Annotated in this window: 13 protein-coding genes and 5 pseudogenes; 12 read left to right on the top strand and 6 right to left on the bottom strand. The window is 71.0% G+C overall.

Going from position 1 to position 17,339, the window contains the following annotated elements:
- Nucleotides 1–58 precede the first annotated feature (58 nt).
- Entirely contained in the window at nucleotides 59–1,081 is a 1,023-nt protein-coding gene (locus ACIQHQ_RS28440; protein WP_402616879.1) for a LacI family DNA-binding transcriptional regulator, read from the bottom strand.
- Nucleotides 1,082–1,427: 346 nt separating this feature from the next.
- On the opposite strand from ACIQHQ_RS28440, the gene ACIQHQ_RS28435 reads away from it, so the two are divergent.
- On the top strand, nucleotides 1,428–5,081 hold the full coding sequence (locus ACIQHQ_RS28435) for a LamG-like jellyroll fold domain-containing protein (protein WP_402616876.1): 3,654 nt from the start codon (nucleotides 1,428–1,430) through the stop codon (nucleotides 5,079–5,081).
- Between the two features lie 82 nt (nucleotides 5,082–5,163).
- On the opposite strand, the pseudogene ACIQHQ_RS28430 reads toward ACIQHQ_RS28435, so the two are convergent.
- A pseudogene (locus tag ACIQHQ_RS28430) lies at nucleotides 5,164–5,498 on the bottom strand (GTP cyclohydrolase I); the annotation flags it as partial.
- Nucleotides 5,499–5,693: 195 nt separating this feature from the next.
- Here ACIQHQ_RS28430 and ACIQHQ_RS28425 point away from each other — a divergent pair.
- Nucleotides 5,694–6,641, top strand: coding sequence for an MIP/aquaporin family protein (locus ACIQHQ_RS28425; protein WP_402616873.1), 948 nt, complete (start codon nucleotides 5,694–5,696; stop codon nucleotides 6,639–6,641).
- Between the two features lie 53 nt (nucleotides 6,642–6,694).
- Here the strand turns inward: ACIQHQ_RS28425 and ACIQHQ_RS28420 are convergent.
- A pseudogene (locus ACIQHQ_RS28420) lies at nucleotides 6,695–7,119 on the bottom strand (hypothetical protein).
- Nucleotides 7,120–7,276: 157 nt separating this feature from the next.
- Between ACIQHQ_RS28420 and ACIQHQ_RS28415 the strand changes: the two are divergent.
- Nucleotides 7,277–7,675: a cupin domain-containing protein gene (locus ACIQHQ_RS28415; protein WP_402616870.1), complete on the top strand. Its 399-nt coding sequence runs from the start codon at nucleotides 7,277–7,279 to the stop codon at nucleotides 7,673–7,675.
- A 715-nt stretch (nucleotides 7,676–8,390) separates the two neighbouring features.
- Nucleotides 8,391–9,766, top strand: a pseudogene (locus ACIQHQ_RS28410) (glycoside hydrolase family 43 protein).
- Between the two features lie 95 nt (nucleotides 9,767–9,861).
- Here ACIQHQ_RS28410 and ACIQHQ_RS28405 read toward each other — a convergent pair.
- Nucleotides 9,862–10,107 (bottom strand): annotated as a pseudogene (locus ACIQHQ_RS28405) (MerR family transcriptional regulator); the annotation flags it as partial.
- Between the two features lie 440 nt (nucleotides 10,108–10,547).
- Here ACIQHQ_RS28405 and ACIQHQ_RS28400 point away from each other — a divergent pair.
- Both ACIQHQ_RS28400 and ppk2 read left to right on the top strand, forming a co-directional pair.
- The gene (locus ACIQHQ_RS28400; RefSeq protein WP_402617449.1) at nucleotides 10,548–11,273 is read left to right on the top strand and encodes an SDR family NAD(P)-dependent oxidoreductase; all 726 of its coding nucleotides are present in this window, start codon (nucleotides 10,548–10,550) and stop codon (nucleotides 11,271–11,273) included.
- A 309-nt stretch (nucleotides 11,274–11,582) separates the two neighbouring features.
- Complete coding sequence (gene ppk2 / locus ACIQHQ_RS28395; RefSeq protein ID WP_402616867.1) at nucleotides 11,583–12,539, top strand: polyphosphate kinase 2; 957 nt, start codon at nucleotides 11,583–11,585, stop codon at nucleotides 12,537–12,539.
- Between the two features lie 45 nt (nucleotides 12,540–12,584).
- Here the strand turns inward: ppk2 and ACIQHQ_RS28390 are convergent, their stop codons facing one another.
- Nucleotides 12,585–12,947 carry a hypothetical protein gene (locus ACIQHQ_RS28390; RefSeq protein WP_402616864.1) on the bottom strand — a complete coding sequence of 121 codons (363 nt, stop codon included), beginning with the start codon at nucleotides 12,945–12,947 and terminating at the stop codon, nucleotides 12,585–12,587.
- A gap of 59 nt (nucleotides 12,948–13,006) precedes the next feature.
- Nucleotides 13,007–13,435, bottom strand: coding sequence for an ATP-binding protein (locus ACIQHQ_RS28385; protein ID WP_402616861.1), 429 nt, complete (start codon nucleotides 13,433–13,435; stop codon nucleotides 13,007–13,009).
- 169 nt (nucleotides 13,436–13,604) lie between these two features.
- Between ACIQHQ_RS28385 and ACIQHQ_RS28380 the strand changes: the two genes are divergently transcribed.
- The 6 genes and pseudogenes from ACIQHQ_RS28380 (at nucleotide 13,605) to tgmA (ending at nucleotide 17,338) form a co-directional block, all read left to right on the top strand.
- The gene (locus ACIQHQ_RS28380) at nucleotides 13,605–13,898 is read left to right on the top strand and encodes a hotdog domain-containing protein (protein WP_402616858.1); all 294 of its coding nucleotides are present in this window, start codon (nucleotides 13,605–13,607) and stop codon (nucleotides 13,896–13,898) included.
- A gap of 321 nt (nucleotides 13,899–14,219) precedes the next feature.
- Nucleotides 14,220–14,543: a hypothetical protein gene (locus ACIQHQ_RS28375; protein WP_402616855.1), complete on the top strand. Its 324-nt coding sequence runs from the start codon at nucleotides 14,220–14,222 to the stop codon at nucleotides 14,541–14,543.
- A gap of 107 nt (nucleotides 14,544–14,650) precedes the next feature.
- Complete coding sequence (locus ACIQHQ_RS28370; RefSeq protein ID WP_402616852.1) at nucleotides 14,651–15,799, top strand: hypothetical protein; 1,149 nt, start codon at nucleotides 14,651–14,653, stop codon at nucleotides 15,797–15,799.
- Between the two features lie 34 nt (nucleotides 15,800–15,833).
- Nucleotides 15,834–16,263 (top strand): annotated as a pseudogene (locus ACIQHQ_RS28365) (molybdopterin cofactor-binding domain-containing protein); the annotation flags it as partial.
- Between the two features lie 440 nt (nucleotides 16,264–16,703).
- Complete coding sequence (locus ACIQHQ_RS28360; RefSeq protein WP_402616849.1) at nucleotides 16,704–17,015, top strand: YkvA family protein; 312 nt, start codon at nucleotides 16,704–16,706, stop codon at nucleotides 17,013–17,015.
- 131 nt (nucleotides 17,016–17,146) lie between these two features.
- Entirely contained in the window at nucleotides 17,147–17,338 is a 192-nt protein-coding gene (tgmA, locus tag ACIQHQ_RS28355) for a putative ATP-grasp-modified RiPP (RefSeq protein ID WP_402616846.1), read from the top strand.
- Nucleotide 17,339: the final 1 nt, after the last annotated feature.

Genomic DNA, 17,339 nt, shown 5'->3' with positions numbered 1-17,339 from the left:
GAGGCGGTGAGGGGGAGGGCGTGCTCGGAGAAGAAGAGGGAGGGAGGGGCGGCCGGTGTCAGGGCCGCTGGGAGCCGGAGGCGGGCCCGGTGCTGGCCCGCAGCGAGATGGGGGGTGTCAGCAGGTGGTGCCGGGCGGGGGCGCCGGGCTGGTCGAGCCGTTCCACGAGCAGGTCGACGGCGCGCCGGCCCAACTCCTCCGCCGGTACGTCGGCGGCGGTGAGCTGCGGGGTGACCGTCTCCGCCCACCGGCTCGCCACCACTCCGGTGACGGAGAAGTCGCGCGGCACATGGCGGCCGGCCCGGGCCAGCCCCCGGTACAGACCGCCCAGTGCGGCCTCGTTCAGCGTGACCAGGGCGGTGGTCTCCGGGTCGTCGTGCAGGATCCGCTCCAGGCAGGCCTGGCCCGAGGCGGCGTCGTCGCCACAGCAGTACGTGCGGACGGTCAGCCCGCGCTCGGCCGCGGCTTTGGTGAATCCGTCCAGGCCACGGTGTGCCGACTCGTACCCGGCCTTCAGCAGTTGCTCCGGCCGGTTGACGAAGGCGACCCGGCGGTGGCCGAGGTCCGCGAGGTGGTGGACGCAGGCCGCGGCCAGGGCCGTGTGGTCCAGGCCCACCCACCAGCCGTTCTCCGGGCGGGCGGTGCGGCCGATGGCGACGGCCGGGAAGTCCAGGGCGGCCAGGTGATCGGCCCGGTCGTCCTCCAGCCTGATCTCCATCAGGATGACGCCGTCGACCCGCCGCTCCCCCAGCAGCCGCTGGAACGAGCGGTCGCTGTCCACGCCGCTCGGTGACAGCAGCACGTCGTAGTCGTAGGCCGCGGCGGCCTCCACGACGCTGCCGATGAAGTCCAGCTGCATTCCGGTGTAGTGGTTTCCGGCCGGCGGGAAGACGAGGCCGATCGTGCTGGTCCGCCCGTTGGCCAGGGCGCGGGCGCTGGCGCTGGGCTGGTAACCCAGTTCGTCGACGACCTGCTGGATCTTCCGACGGGTGTCCTCGGAGACCGGGCGCTTGCCGCTCAGCGCGTAGGACACGGTGCTCCGCGAGACACCGGCACGCTTGGCGATCTCACCGATGTTCACGGCAACTCCTAGTTCGTCGAACCGGTTCGCTTGGCAGGAAGGTAGGAACTGCCCGGACTCCTGTCAACATCCGTGCCGCACTTCCCTGAGATCGGGCGTCCCGCCAAGATCCTCGTGTCGCAGGGATTGTCCGCCGAGAGACCCGGTGCTAGCTTCGCGAACCGGTTCGACACTGCGATCCCTTCAGGCAGCGGTGCGGCACACCTCATGCCCCCGTCCGCGAAGCCACGCATCCGCCCCACGACCCCTGCCCCCGCGCGCACGAGGGATCGAACCGGCTCGACGCACGTGCCGACCAGAACCGCTGCGCGCCGCAGCGACGACACGACGACTGAGGACGCCATCCATGCCATCCGCTGACAGATTCACGCGGCGCCGGGCCCCGGCCGCCGTGGCGCTGACCCTCGGGGCGGGTCTGCTCGCCGCACCGGCCGCCCCCGCGCAGGCCGCCGAGGCACCCCAGCCCGCCGCCCACTACTCCTTCGACCAGGACGACCTCACCTCCGGGAAGATCACGGACAGCTCGGGCAACGGCCTGACGGCGACCCTGGTGAACGGCTCCACCGCCCGGTCGGTCGACGGCACGGCCGGAGGCAAGGCACTGTCCCTGCCCGGCGGCGCCCCGGCCTCCGAGGGCGCGTACGTCCGCCTGCCCCGCCAGGTGATCGCCGGGACGAGCGACCTCACCGTCTCCGCCCGGGTGAAGTGGAGCGGTGACACGTCGCCCTGGCAGCGGATCTTCGACCTGGGCACGGACACCACCAAGTACCTCTTCGTCACCCCGTACAACGGCGGAGGTGTGTTCCAGACCTCCGTGACCACCGGTGGCGGAGGCGCGGAAGCCCAGATCCGCGGTTACGCGAGCCTGCCCGCGAACGAGTGGCGGACGGTCACCGTCACCCTGGACACCACCGCCGGCCGGCTCACCACCTACCTCGACGGCGTGGCGGTCTCCTCCACCGCGACCGGCATCAAGGCGGGGGACCTGCTGGACGGTTCGGCCACCGCCGCGGGCTGCATAGGCAAGTCCCTCTACCCCGACCCGCTGCTCAAGGGCGCCATCGACGACTTCACGGTGTGGCACACGGCACTGAGCCCCGAGCAGGTGGCCGGCACCGTCGGTGCCGTGCCGACCGTCCAAGAGCTCACACGGACGTCGTTCGACGTCCGTACCACCAGCGGGACCGCCCCGTCCCTGCCGGCCGCCGTCCGTTCCTCCTTCTCCGACGGCTACGACCGCGACACCCCCATCACCTGGGACGCCGTCCCCTCCGACAAGTACGCCGCGCCGGGCACCTTCACGGTCGCCGGAACCGCGGCCGGGCGCGCGGTGAAGGCCACCGTCACGGTAATCCGCGAGGGGCAGCTCACCGTCGACCTCGGCTCGAACACCGGCGCCTTCCACGGCGGCGCCTCGGGCACCCTGTACGGCGTGTACGGGCCGGACGTCCCCACCAACAACCTCATGGAGGGCATGGGCCTGCGCACGGTCTCCACCAAGGCGCAGGACGGACCGCAGCACCCGGGTGCCGACGCCCTGGAGGTGGTCAAGCCGCTGGCCGACTCCACCGACGGTGATGTGTACATCTACATGACCGACATCCACCGCGGCTTCCCGTACCAGTGGCCGGGCGACACCCCCGCGGAGAAGCTCAAGCTCTACAAGGAGAAGATCGCCGAGCAGGTCGACCAGGTCCTCAAGCTGCCGCAGCGGTACCGGGACAACATCGTCTTCGTGCCGTTCAACGAGCCCGAGGGCAACATGTTCGGCACCGGCGAGTGGAGTTACGACAAGGTCAGCTGGCTCAGCGACCCCGACGCCTTCTTCGCCGCCTGGGACGACACCTACAAGCTCATCAAGGGCAAGATGCCCGACGCCCGCATCGCGGGACCCAACACCAGCGTCCTGTATGACCAGGTGAAGGGCTTCCTCGGCCACACCCTGGCCGCCGGCACCCTCCCGCAGGTCATCACCTGGCACGAGCTGAGCCACCCGGAGGCGGTGCGCCAGAGCGTCGCCACGTACCGGGCCTGGGAGAAGGATCTGTTCAAGGGCACCGACCGCGAAGGCACCCGACTCCCCGTCAACATCAACGAGTACGCCTTCAACTACCACACCTCCGTGCCCGGTCAGATGATCCAGTGGGTGTCCGCGATCGAGGAGTCCAAGGTCGACGCCGACATCGCGTACTGGAACATCGACGGCAACCTCTCCGACTCCGCGGTGCAGTCGGGCCGCGGCAACGGCCAGTGGTGGCTGCTGAACGCGTACGCCTCGATGAGCGGGCACACGGTGAAGGTGACCCCGCCGTTCCCCGGCGAGAACTACACCATGCAGGGCGTCGCCACCCTCGACGAGAGAAGGAAGCAGTCCCGGCTGGTCTTCGGCGGCTCCACCGGCAAGGGGCACATCACCTTCGCGGGCGTCCCGAAGAAGGTCTTCGGCGAGCGCGTGCACGCCTGGGTGCGGGAGATCGAGTGGAGCGGGCAGGTCGGCGACTCGTCCGGCCCGAAGCTGCTCGCGGAGTCGAATCTCAAGGTCGGCGACGACGGCACGGTGGCCTTCGACTTCGGCGACGGCGCCCTGCCGAAGCTGAAGGAGTCCTCGGCCTACGAGGTCGTCCTCAGTCCGGCCGGCGAGGCGAAGGGCACGCAGTCGCCGCCCGTGCGCTGGCAGTCCTCCTACGAGGCGGAGGACGCCGCGCACACCGGCTCCGGATGGTCGAAGAACGGCCCGGAGGGCTCACCGAAGGACGTGTCGAAGTTCTACACCTCCGGCGGCCACGACGTCGGCGGCCTGCGCACCGGCTCGGACGTCACACTCGACTTCACCGTGGACGTGCCCGAGGACGGCACCTACGACCTGAGCGTCTTCGCCAACTCCCTGAACACCTTCGACAAGGTCAGGGAACAGGGCCCCACCAACGTCTTCCTGCGCGTCGACGGCAAGGCCGGCAGCGAACGGGAACTGCACCTGCCGCTCGGCTACAAGTGGGTCGTCTGGGACCACACCGACACCGAGGTCGAACTGACCAAGGGCAAGCACACCCTGACGCTGGCCGCGAAGAGTGCCGACGGCAAGCGCGCCACGAAGGGCGACGCCATCGTCGACCGCCTCACCCTCTCCCTCCCCCGCCCCTCGGCGGACACCCGGGTGTACGAGGGAGAACTGGCCTGGCCGGCCGGCGGAGCGCGCCCGGTCTACGACCTGCCGAGGCCGGCGGCCACCGGCTCGGGCGCGATGCGCCTCGCCAAGGGCCAGAGCGCCACCTTCTGGGTGTACTCACCGGCCGACGGCGAGGCCACGCTCGGGGTCGACACCCTCGGCGGCACGGGCGCCCGGCTCTCCGTGAACGGCCATGACGTCCTGCGTCTGGCCGGGAACAGGAGCCGAGCGGCGGTCTCCCTGTCCGGCGGTGTCAACAAGGTCACCGTGACGGCAGGCGCGTCCACGACCCTCGTCGACCGCCTCACGGTCACGCCGTCCGAGGGCACGCTGCCGGTGCGCACGTACGAGGCCGGAGACGCCGCTCTCGCCGGTTCGGCCGCGCTCGCCCCGCTCTCCCTCGCCACCGACGGCACGGCGATCACGGGCATCGGAGGCGCCCCCGGCAACGACAACACGGCGACGTTCACCGTCACGGCCGACCGGGCCGGGCTGTACGCGCTGCGCATCCGCTACTCCAACCCGGAGCAGTCGGAAGCCACCCACTACAACCCCGACCCGCTCGCCCGCCACGCCGACATCAGTGTCAACGGCGGCACGGCGCGGCGCGTCGGCTTCCCGCACAGCTTCCACCAGAACAACTTCTGGGAGCTGACCGTCCCGGTACAGCTGAAGAAGGGGAAGAACACGGTCGGCTTCCGCTCCGAGGAACTGCCCAACTTCGACGGCACCACCTACGCCTCGGACACTTTCCCGGGCGTGCTGCTCCGCTCCCGGTACGCGCCGCTGATCGACCGGATCACGGTCGCGCCCTACGCCCGCGAGGTGCGCTGAGCCGCTGGTGCGCGGCGCCCGGGACCGTCCCCTCGACGGTCCCGGGCGCCGTGCCGCCGTGCCTCGTCACGGGGCCCCGCCGCTACGGCGAGGCCACCCCCGTCAGGGCGAGGAACTCGGCGCGGGAGCGCGCGTCGGAGCGCAGCAGGCCGAGCAGGGTGGAGCTCAGGGTGTCGGAGCCGGTGGCCCAAAGCCGCGCAGCGTCATGCAGGAGTGCTCGGCCGCGATGGCCACGCCGACGCCCTTGGGTTCCGGATGGGCCTGCAACCAGTCGGTGACCTGCCTGGTCAGGCGTTCCTGCACCTGGGCCCGGCAGGCGAAGTGCTCGACGACACGCGCCGGCTTGGACAGACCCAGGATGCGGGCGCCGTGCAGACAGCCGACGTGCGCGACGCCGACCACCGGCAGCAGATGGTGCGAGAGCGGCTGAGGATCGCCAGGAGGCGCACGCGCCGGAGCCCGCTCGTCCAGCGGGCAGGGCGAGCGAGCCGTCCGGGGGGAGAGCGAGAGCGCCACCTCAAGGCTCTCCTGCGGTTGCCGCGGCTCTCGCGCCGGGTTACGACGTGATTACCCCGCGTCAACCGGGACGCGGCGACCCCAGGGAGAGATCACATGGCAGTGGAGATCAAGCCTCTGGTGAAATCCTCGAGGCTCAGACACCGCGCAGGTCTGGCGGGCGAGTGCCTGGCGGAGTTCCTGGGGACGTTCATCCTCATCTCCTTCGGATGTGGCGTGGTGGCGATGACCGTCGCGGCGCTGCCCGGCTCGGGGCGTACCGAAGGACCCACCGTCTTCTTCCTCGGCGCCGGCGACTGGCTGCTGATCACCTGGGGCTGGGCCATGGCCGTGATCCTCGGCATCTACGTGGCCGGCGGTGTCAGCGGCGCGCACATCAACCCGGCGGTGACCCTGGCGTTCGCCGTCCGCCGCAGGTTCCCCTGGGTCAAGGTCGTGCCCTACTGGGTGTCCCAGGTACTGGGCGCCCTGGCCGGAGCGGCCCTGGTCTACGCCGTGTACCACGATGCGATCAACGCCTTCGACGCCGCCATGGAGGGGCCCAAGACCAACGGCCACACCCTCGCCTCGTTCTCGATCTTCGCCACGTTCCCGGCGCCGTACTTCAACGGCGGGATCTGGGGTCCGCTGATCGACCAAGTGGTCGGCACCGCCTTCCTGGTCATGCTGGTGGTGGCCCTCATCGACCTGCGCAACACGGCCGTGAAGGCGAATCTCGGCCCGTTGATCATCGGTTTCGTGGTGGCCGCCATCGGCATGTCCTTCGGCGCGAACGCGGGGTACGCCATCAACCCGGCCCGTGACTTCGGCCCGCGCCTGTTCACCTGGATGGCGGGATGGCAGGACCTGGCGTTTCCGGGCAGCCTGTCAGGTGCCTTCAGCGACTACTGGTGGATCCCGATCGTCGGGCCGCTCGTCGGCGGCGTGATCGGCGTACTCGTGTACGACCTGTTCATCGGCGACGTGCTCCACGCCCGCGCACAGCAGGGCGAGGTACCGGAGCCCGGGCGGACGCGCCCCACCACCACCTCCGACGACGAGTGACGCACCGCGGGAGACCGGTCCGCTGGCACGGGTGACCCTCGCCAGGAACGCCCTCAGGCCATGAGGGCACTGACGCCCAGGGTGAGGAGCACGAGGACCTTGACCGCCTCGGCCGCGATGCGGAGGAGATGGCTCGCGACCGGGGCAGGTCCTCACCGGCGAGGATCCGGTCGGAGCGGCGGTTGAGAACCGGCCGGATCACGAGCAGGCGCGCGGCCGGCACGACCACCGCGCCACCGGCCGGCACGAGGACCGGACACAGGAGGGTCACCGGCCCTGACCGCCGCGGTGACGGCGACGGCGAACACCGCCTCGACGCGGTTGAGCGCCCGGAGAACCAGCCGGCCGACACCGAGGCCCAGGGCACGGCCACACCGCGCGCCCGGGACTTCAGCGGCGCCCACAGGAAGGAGATCTCCAGCACCGTTCCGAGCCACACGAACGGGACGGCAGCCGTCACCGCGCCTGCGACATTCATCCGTGCTCCCCTTCGCGCCGGTTCGCTGACGCGACCGCCCGCCTTGACGGACGCGGCCGATGCCAGCTATTTCGTGTATCCGCCCGTGAACGGCGGATCGCCTGCCGTGCGGGTGAACCTGCCCGGGGCAGGCCCATATCGGATGGTGGTACGACTCATGACTGACCCTCAGGCGCCCCTCGGCCCTGCCGACGCTCCCGTTCCGCGGGTCCTGTGCAACACCGCCTCACTCGCCGCGTCCGACCCGGCATCGTCCGGCGCCCTGTGGCGCCTGGCCGAGACCGGCCGCCAGTTGGACGCCAACCTCATCCGCGTCCCGCCCCGGACGTCCATCGACGCTCATGCCGAACCCGACCTCGACGTCCTCCTGCTCGTCGTCGCCGGCGACGGCACCCTCGGCTCCGCGGCCGGACCGAGCCCGCTGGAACCCGGCAGCCTGGTCTGGCTGCCGCACGGCAGCGTCCGCAGCATGGCCGCGGGCGAGAGCGGCCTGTCGTACGTGACGGTGCACCGCCGCCGCCCCGGCCTGCAGATCCAGGGCCGGCCCGGCGCGTGACAGCGGCATCCGGACGCAGAGTCCGGGCGCTCCTGACCTGCGCGGGGCAGACACCCCGTGGCCGGGCGACGGCCGGAACCTCCGGGTACTCGGCGGCGCCCGCCCCGGCCTGACGCGGGCCCTGCCGCTCGCCGAGCCGGATGCTCCGGCCACCAGGACAGAACCGGCGCACCGGACCGGGTCTCCATGACCGGGGTCCCCCGGCATCTGACGGCCACCCGACGGCCCCGCGCCACGCCGGCTTCGTCACGGCCCGCCGGGCCGACCGCCCAGGGCTGTACGCACGCACCGCCGTGGCCGAAGCCGTCCTGACGGCGGGTCAAGGGCGGCGAGGCGGTTCACCGGTTCCTTGCGGTCGAGGTCGTGGCGCCGGGACGAGCACGAGTATTGACGGTGGCGCTACGCGCACCCTACGGTCCCATCCGGCACCACGAACGTCGTTCGACATATCGATCGAGGGCGGTGAAGGGCGACTCCCTCCGGAAGCCGGGCACGCACGCCCGGACGTGGCGACGGGCCGGGACTGCGTCACCGGCGCCCGGCACCCACCGGGTCGAGTGGCCCACCGTCGTGACGGACAACACCGGTGACGGCACCGCCGAGGAACCGGCACACGCGCGTGCGGCATACCCCGACCCCTTTCGAACGGTTCTCCGAACGGCCCTTGAAGCAATGGCAGATCGGCATTCCCCGCACTTCCCCCTTGGAGAAGACCATGAGCGCGAACCCCCACCTCTCCCGCCGCGGCCTGCTGGGCATGACCGCCGCCGTACCGCTCGCCCTGACCCTCGGCACCGGCACCGCCCACGCCGCCGACTCGGCGTACGCGATGGTCTACTTCACCGAGTCCACCAAGCTCGGTGACGGCACCGACTACGGCCTGCACCTCGCCGTCAGCCCCGACGGGCTCAACTGGACGCCGCTCAACCAGAACAACCCGCTGGTCACCCCACCGCGGGTGCGCTCGGGCTGCGCGACCCGTTCCTGATGCGCAAGCAGGACGGCACGTTCGCCGTGCTCGCCACCGACCTCAAGGGCACCGACTGGAACTACAACAGCCAGTACATCCACGTCTGGGACTCGGCCGACCTGCGCACCTTCACCGGCTACCGGCGACTGAAACTGCACGACATGGCCACCCACAGCTGGGCGCCCGAGGCGTTCTGGGACGCGGGCCGGCGCCAGTACGCGGTGATCTACTCCTCGGTCAACTCCAGCGGCCACAACGTGATCATGGTCAACTACACGACCGACTTCGTGACCGCCTCCGCCCCGCAGGTCTTCTTCGACCCCGGATACGACGTCATCGACGGCGACATGGCCGTGGGCGTGAACGGCTACAACTACCTCTACTTCAAGAAGAACCAGACCCTGGTCGGGGCCAGATCCACCACCCTGGCCCCCGGCAGCTTCACCGAGTTCAGCACCGGCGTGGCGCACGGCGGCACCGAGGCACCGACCCTGGTGAAGTCCCTGACGTCCGGCACCTGGTGGCTGTGGGGCGACACCTACACGCCCAACGGTGTCTTCTACGCCTGGCAGTCCGGCAACCTCGCCTCCGGCACCTGGACGGCCCTCGACCAGAAGAGCTACACCCAGCCGGTCAACTCCAAGCACTGCGGCATCACGACGATCACCGCCGCAGAGTACGGCAACCTCCTGGCGAAGTGGGGCGCGCCGACGTGGAACCGGCTCAAGTCCTACAACTTCCCGTCCCGTTACGTGCGCCACTCCGACTACCTGGGACGTATCGACGAGTACCCGATCGAGCCGTACAAGGATTCCCTGTGGACGCTGGTCCCGGGACTCGCCGACAGCTCCGGGGTCTCCTTCCGGTCCGTCAACTACCCGACCCGCTACCTGCGGCACTACAACTACGCGCTCCGCCTCGACGCCAACGACGGCACGTCGACGTTCGCCGCGGACGCGACGTTCCACCGCACGGCGGGCCTGGCGGACGCGAGCTGGTCCTCGTTCCGCTCGCACAACAATCCGACCCGCTACATCCGTCACACCGACTACGCCCTGCGCATCGACCCGATCTCCACGACGACCGAGCGGCAGGACGCGACCTTCCGCGTCGGCTACTGAACCCCGGCGGGGCGCGGAGCACTGGATGTGGTTCGCCCGCAGAGTGCGCGGGGCGCAGCCAGGTGCCGAGCGGCATGAGCAGGACTGCGCGGACCTCAGGGTGCGGGACACCGAGCGAGGCGCCGCCCGAGCGTGGCAGCGAACTCCTCCGCCCGGGACAACCGCGTGCGCAGGTCCTCGACCCGCTGCTGCGCGGCCCACTCGAAGCCGCGCAGCCGGTCCAGCGGTTCCTCGCGCTCCCCGGGCGGTGGTTCCTCGTCCGAGTCGAGACGGTCGGTGACCTCCAGGAGGGAGCGCATCTCGTCGAGGGTGAACCCGAGGGGCTTCATACGGCGAATGACCCGCGCGAGCGACCGCGGCACTGGCCGCTGCCGGAGCACTCGCCCTCATGATCATCACCTCGACGAGCGCCGCAGCCGACGCACGGCAAGGGCTGGTACGGCGTCCGGGCGGACGGGGTCAACGTCCGCGCCATCAACGAGGGCAACCGCATCCATGCGCCGAGCACCACGAACTGCCCCACGATCATCGGCCGGATCAACTCCTGGGGGCGAGGTGCTGGTGTACTGCCAGATCCCGGGCCAGTCGGTCGGCGGCACCCCCCTCCCGGCTGATGGTCACCCGCCGGGGCTGGACCACGTACGGAAGCATGTCCGGCTACCGCGTCGAGAACAACACCAACCGGATCGCCGGGGTACCCGGGATAACGGCTGTGTGATCTGGTACGTGTCTCTTCGCGGGACGCGAACCTCGAGAGGGAGGCAGTTCCATGCGAGGAGCGGTGAGCCGGATCCTGGTGACCGGTTCCGCGGACGGACTGGGGCGTGCCGCGGCGGATGCGTTGCTGGCCGCGGGGCACGACGTGGTGGTGCACGCCCGGAACGAGGTGCGCGCGGCGGCCCTGGACGACTTGTCCGGTCGCGGGGCACAGCTCGTGGTGGGCGACTTCGCCGACCGTGACGCCGTACGGAAGGTCGCCGACGAGCTGAACGCCTCGCGGCCGCTCGACGCCGTCATCCACAACGCCGGGGTATGGAGCGGACCGGCGGTCATGCCGGTCAACGTCGTCGCGCCGTATCTGCTGACCGCCCTGCTGCGGGGGCCGCGCCGGCTGGTGTACCTGAGCAGCAACTCGCATCTCGGCGGCCGTCCGTCGCTGGACGGGGTCGACTGGCGGGGCGAGAGCGCGGGGTCGTACGCCGACAGCAAGCTCTTCGTCACGACGCTCGCGGCCGTGGTGGCCCGGCTGCGCCCCGGGGTGCTGAGCAACGCCGTGGATCCCGGGTGGGTACCGACGAGGATGGGCGGGCCGAGCGCGCCGGACGACCTGGCGCTCGGCCACCAGACCCAGGAGTGGCTGGCGTCGAGCGACGCACCGGAGGCCCTGATCACCGGTGGGTACTGGTACCACGGCCGCCGGCTGGAGCCGCATCGCGCCGTCCATGACACGGCGTTCCAGGACCGGCTCGTGCGGGTGCTGGCCGAGGAGACGGGCACCGCGCTCTGAGCCGACGCTTCCCCCTCATCGGCCTCGGCGTCCGCGAGCGGCTGCGCGGCCCTCGGGCGTCGAGCGGCTCATGGTCGAACCGGTCGGCGGGGACGCTGCCCGCAGCTGCGTGCGCCGGACGTAGCGGCCGACAGCTCCTCGACCCGGGCGCGGGTGCCCGTGGAGACCCCGGACCTGCCTTGATCACCGCGGACACGCCGGGTACGCAGTCCCCGCCGGGCACCGGTCCGCCGCTCTTCACATGGGAGGGCCCGAGCGGGGCACCCGATGGCCGTCGCCTACCGAACGAGCCGAGCGGGGAGCCGCGTGATGAACGCCGACGACGCTGACAAACTGCTGGACGGACTGACCGTGGACGACAGTCGACGCGAGCAGCCGATCGTGCTCGACGGAGACGGGCGCCCCATCCGGACGTGGCAGGAGAACTATCCGTACGACCGCAAGGTGGGCCGCAAGGAGTACGAGCGGGCCAAGCGGGTCCTGCAGATAGAGATGCTGAAGCTCCAGAGATGGGTCAAGGACACCGGCGCTCGGGTGATCGTCGTGTGCGAAGGACGTGACGCGGCGGGCAAGGGCGGCACGATCCAGCGGTTCATCGAGCGGCTCAACCCGCGTGGCGCACGCGTGGTCGCCCTGGACAAGCCCACCGAGCGCGAGTCGGGCCAGTGGTACTTCCAGCGGTACATCGCGCATCTGCCGACCGCCGGGGAGATCGTCTTCTTCGACCGTTCCTGGTACAACCGGGCCGGCGTCGAGCGCGTGATGGGCTACTGCTCCAAGGACGAGTACAAGCTGTTCCTCGACCAGTGTCCGGCCTTCGAGCGGATGCTGGTCGACGACGGCGTCCTGCTGGTGAAGTTCTGGTTCTCCGTGTCCCGCTCCGAGCAGCGCACACGCTTCGCGATCCGGCAGGTCGATCCCGTGCGCCAGTGGAAGCTGTCCCCCACCGACCTGGCCTCGCTGGACCTCTGGGACGACTACACCGAGGCGAAGGTGGACATGTTCCGCGCCACGGACACCGCACACGCCCCCTGGACCGTGGTCAAGAGCAACGACAAGCGGCGCGCGCGGCTCGAGACCATGCGCAGTCTGCTGTCGCGCATCGACTACGCCAGCAAGGACCCCGAGGCGGTCGGCTCACCCGACCCCCTCATCGTCGGCGCGGCCGACACCCTTCTGGAGCCCGGGGAGGAGGACAGCGCACTGTCCCCCACTCCGCTGTCCCCCGGGGTCGACGGACCCGGCAACCACCCCGGGACGGACTGACCGCCTGCGGGCCCTCCCGCCCAGGTCGAGGGGACCCGGTCCGCCTCAGCGCTGGGCGGCGGCTCGTGTTTGCGTGCGGTGGTCGTAGTACGCCCAGACGGCCACCGCCAGCACGACGGTGAGCCCCACCGTCAGGACGCGCAGGGCGCCACTGGTCAGGTAGGCGACGAGACCGGTGAGCCCCGCCCCGCCCAGCATGATCAGGCGACTGAAGAAGCGGTTCTCGGGCGGTTGCGGATCCTCGCGGTCCTTGAGGTCGTGCAGGGCGTCATGAGCCGGGTGTGCGGAGCCGCGCCGGGAGCGGGCGCGGTAGGCCAGTCCGTAGCTGATCAGCGCGTACAGCGCGAGAGCCCCCAGGACCCAGAGCCAGACGTAGGGGTCGTCATTCGATCCACGTGCCAGGTACACGACACTCCCTTCGGAAGCGATCCTCACCGGGTGAGCAGAAGTCGACCGCCGCCGCGGTCCTACCGGTCTGCGCCGGCGTCAGAACCGCCGTCGGGGTGGGCGGGACGGAAGCACGCCGTCACCGTCTTGCCGTGCCGCCGGCAGCTGATCCCCCACTCGTCGGCGAGCTGCCGCACGATGGACACCCCGCGGCCGGAGACCTCTCCCGGCTCGGGTTCGCGCTGACGCGGCAGCGTCGGGTCCTCGTCGTGGACGCTCACATGGAGGCAGTCGCCGTCCCACGTGAGGACCAGGTGCGCGTCACTGTGCGCGTGGATGTGCGCATTGGTGATCAGCTCGGACACGGCCAGCACGATGCCGTCCACCGTGTCGGGCTCGTCAGCGGCCCACGGCAGGGAGTCGAGCCGCTCGCGCGTCCACTCCCGTCCGGCGCGGACGCCTTCGGACATACGGAACGAGTGCGCCCACCCCATCGCCTTCACTGCCACTCCCCCGGTCCCCTCTCCTTCGTCAGCACAGTCAGTGCTGAGACCGTGTACCCGGTCCCCGCCCCGGCAGGCATGATGCGCAGGGGCGGCTGGCCTCCGGCGGCCCCACCGGATCGATCTGCCTCTCCCCCGACCGCCCCGACTATTACACTAGTTACATCTTTGGGTAGTGGGTTGGGCGTGCGCCGCCGTGGGGACGCCGGGCATGACCGTCTCCCTGCAGATGCGCTATCACCGCCCCGTGCCGCTGGAATCCCCGCTCCGGTTGCCCGCCCACGTCACGGGCACCGAGGACCGCAAGGTGTACGTGGCCGGCTCGATCACCACCGAAGTACACCCCGCCACGGTCCTGGTAGCGGCGGAAGGAGTCTTCGTCTCGCCGGACCCCGAGCACGTCCAAGCCCTGTTTCCCGGCCTGCGAGAGCCCCGCGCCAGGCTCTCTCCGCCTCCGGCTCGCCGGTGAGGTCTGCGAGCCGGGACCGGTGGCCCGTCACCCCTCGCGGAGCGAGCAGGACCCGCCCCGATGCGGATGACGGGCGGGTCCTGCTCGTGCGCACCATTGTCGGGACCGCACCGGTGGGTGGGCCACGCGTGAGATCCGCCGGTGTGCGCGCGGCGCGCACACCCCGCGCGCAAGGCGTACATCCCGCGCACGTCCCACACCCACCCGAGGGCGCTGCCGCACGCCGCGTCACACGGTCCGGTACCGCATCGCGCCGCCCGATCACCCCTTGGCACTGCCGTCACCTCACATGGCACGGCCCCGTACGGGTACGCGGTCCGCATGACCAACGGCGACACCGAAGACGACGACCGGACCCAGCAGGTGGAGAACGCCGAGGCGGAGCGGGCTGCCGCCCGCCCCTTCAGCTATCCGCATCCGCAGCGGCGTGCCGGGGTGCGCGCCACCCGGCACATCAGCCGCGAGCAGGCCGACGCGGACAGCGTTCCCGGCGTTCCCGGCGGCTACGGCACCACGAGCGGCGGCCAGGCCGGCGGCCGGGGGACGCCCCGGCCCGGCGATGAGGACACCGCCGAGGAGTCGGGCGTGACCGATGCCGCCCAGGGGCGTGAGCCGCGACCGGACCGGGGAGGTGATGACTCGTAAGTACGTACGTCACCGGCGCACGGAGCCAGGTGCGACCCCGGGTAGCACCCAACGGCCCGCGGCGACGATACTGGCAGACGCACGTACCCCCGCTCATAGATGGACCCATGCAGACCTCCCTCACCGCCCGCTCCATGACTCCCGCCACGGTGTGGCCGGCGCGCGGCCGCCACGCCTCGGGATCCGCGGAAGACGCTCTCCGGCGCTCGCTGCAGCAGCGCAAGGACAGTCACGCCATCGACGACTTCCTGGAGTTGCCCGAAGACGGCGCCGCCCTGGCGGAGCGGATCTTCGAGGCGCGCTGGCGGGCCGGCGACGACGTGACCGTGCGCGCCCGACTGAGCGTGAAGCCCGCCGCGGGCGACGTGCCCGGGCAGGAGTGGGTCCTGGTCGCCGAGGCCGAAGCCCCGTGGGACGCGGCGTGGCCCTCCCCCACCGCCCTGTTCTGGCCGGAGGAGCCGGACACCGCCTGGGAGCAGGATCCCGGCACCCGACTGGCCCTGGGGGAGATCAATCCGCTGCCCCGGGACGACAAGGAGACCCGCCGCCTGCTGAGGAACGCGGTGCGCGGCGGATGGCACATCCACGTGGTCGTCCACGAGGCCATGACCACCGACGACCGGGGGCGTACACCGCTGGCGCGGTGGCTGCCTCCGGGCCTGCGCCACCGTGTGGTGGAGCATCACGCCGCCCCGCAGCAGCTGCGCGGCCTGAACTGGGCCCTGCGGGACTTCGGCGTGCAGGTGCCCCGAGGTGGAGCGGTGGTGCTGCCCGGTGTCCCGGCGCCGGAGGGTTACGACGCCCAGGACTTCTCCGTGCGCGCGGTCTTCCTCGACGGTTCCGAACCGGCCGACCTCGTCGACGCCGTGACGCGGTTCGCCGCGCTCCCGAGGCCCCTGCCCGACGGCGCCGAGGACGCCCTGACCGCGCTGCGGGAGGACTGGCACCTGCTGACGCTCGAGGAGGAACTGGAACGTCAGCGCGCTCTGGTGGTCATGTACGCCGAGGCCCTGGAGGCCATGACGAAGTCCCGTGACCTGTACCGGGAGGCGGCCGAAAGCGCCCACGAGGCCCTGTCCGCCTACCAGGAGTCCGCGGGCATCGCACCCGTCGGACCGCAGCCGTCCGGTCCGCCCGCGGTGTCCCCGCTCCAGCAGCTCACACGGACATTCGAGCGCTTCAAGGTCAAGCGTCCCGCGATCACGGCCGGTGACGAGAAGGGCGCCACCGCCCAGCACGTGGTGTCGGAGCGGTAGCGCCTTCCCACGTGCGGCGCACGGGTCGCATTCCTTCGCACGGCATGCCTTCGGGGGCGCACTTCGCCGAGGTCACCGTGGACACGGTCACCGGCGAGGTGCGGGTCGGCCGGCTTCTCGGGGTGTACACGGCCGGCCGCATCCTCAACGTCCGTACCGCGCGTTCCCCGTTCGCCGGCGGCATGACGATGGGCTCGGACATGGCGCTGACCGAGGGCAGCACCATGGACGCCGCGTCCGGTGACTTCACCGAGTCGGATCTGGCGTCGTATCACGTACCCGTGCACGCCGACGTCGCCGAGATCGAGGCGCTCTGGTGCGACGAGGAGGACTCGTGTGTCAACCCGGTGGGCAGCAAGGGGATCGGGGAGGTCGGCATCGTCGGGACGGCCGCCGCGACCGGCAACGCGGCCCACCACGCCACGGGCGCCCGGTTGCGTGAACTGCTGTTCACACCCGGCCGGGATGCTGACGATCTGTTCGATCGCCGTGCGCGGAAGGCGGCTCGCCGGCATGACCCCGGCGTTCACGGCCGCTTCCTGCGGCCGGGGCCGGCCGCGGCGGGCTCGGAGTACCCCGTCCGGTCTGTGGCGTACGGGTCTGCGGCGGGCTGTGCGCTCGTCTGCCGCACCGGGTACGTGCCGGTCACGACGGTGGTCTCGGCGCACCCGTTCGGCTCGCTGGGCATGGCGGGTTCGTTCGTGCGCGGACGAGCGGCGTTACGCTGACCATCACCGGGCGTCCCCGTCACCCCGTGCCACTCGTGTGAGCCACGGGGATGGCCACGCGCACGGAAAATCCGCCGACTCGCCGACATGTCGGGCCCGGCCGCAATACAGCCGCCGGAAACGGGAAACCAGCTAGGGACACCCCGTGCCGCGGCACGCCATGAGGAGGGCAACTCGTGGATACGACCACAAAGGTGATCATCCTGGCGGCGGTTCTCGCGGCCGTCGTCCTCGTCTTCGCCGTCGCCGTCCTCGTGCGGCTGGTCCGGACCCGGCGCGATCTGCGGCACGCGGGCCTGCCCACGGGGCCGCGCTGGGTCTTCTGGGGCGCGGTGCTCTATCTCGTGCTGCCCACCGACCTGCTGCCCGACCCGGTCTACCTGGACGACATCGGCGTCCTACTGCTCGCTCTGCGCACCGTCCGCGGCTCCCTCGGCGAACGGGAGCGCAGTACGGCACACCGGCCGGATCAGCAACCGGCCAAATAACTACGGAAAGTAAGGAAACCAACCACCCGTTCGATTCGTATAAGTCTCTGGAAGCCGAAACACGTCGGCGTACCGGGCGGCCGCGCCCCCGGGCGCCGCTTGATCGGCGCAGTACCGACGAGGGAGAGACGATGCAACCGTTCGCGCTCAACTACGCGCGCCCGGCAGTGGAGTTTGAAGCTGCCGTTCCGTACGTGTACGACGCCGGACTGCAGTTGAACGTGCTCCATGACGGCCGTGTCGCGGCCTGTGACTTCGCCCTGTTGAGAGAGTTCGGCACCACCACGTCCACCGCCGGCTCCAAGACACACTTCGACGACTGAC

Source organism: Streptomyces sp. NPDC092370 (assembly GCF_044755265.1).
Taxonomy (GTDB): domain Bacteria; phylum Actinomycetota; class Actinomycetes; order Streptomycetales; family Streptomycetaceae; genus Streptomyces.
The sequence above is the reverse complement of the archived record's forward strand: the minus strand, read 5'-3'. Positions and strand labels throughout refer to the sequence as shown.

Excerpts from the sequence above, each read along its gene's own strand:
- ACIQHQ_RS28435 (WP_402616876.1), top strand. The coding sequence starts at position 1,428 with ATGCCATCCGCTGACAGATTCACGCGGCGCCGGGCCCCGGCCGCCGTG.
- ACIQHQ_RS28425 (WP_402616873.1), top strand. The coding sequence starts at position 5,694 with ATGGCAGTGGAGATCAAGCCTCTGGTGAAATCCTCGAGGCTCAGACAC.
- ACIQHQ_RS28415 (WP_402616870.1), top strand. The coding sequence starts at position 7,277 with ATGACTGACCCTCAGGCGCCCCTCGGCCCTGCCGACGCTCCCGTTCCG.
- ppk2 (WP_402616867.1), top strand. The coding sequence starts at position 11,583 with ATGAACGCCGACGACGCTGACAAACTGCTGGACGGACTGACCGTGGAC.
- ACIQHQ_RS28375 (WP_402616855.1), top strand. The coding sequence starts at position 14,220 with ATGACCAACGGCGACACCGAAGACGACGACCGGACCCAGCAGGTGGAG.
- ACIQHQ_RS28370 (WP_402616852.1), top strand. The coding sequence starts at position 14,651 with ATGCAGACCTCCCTCACCGCCCGCTCCATGACTCCCGCCACGGTGTGG.
- tgmA (WP_402616846.1), top strand. The coding sequence starts at position 17,147 with ATGCAACCGTTCGCGCTCAACTACGCGCGCCCGGCAGTGGAGTTTGAA.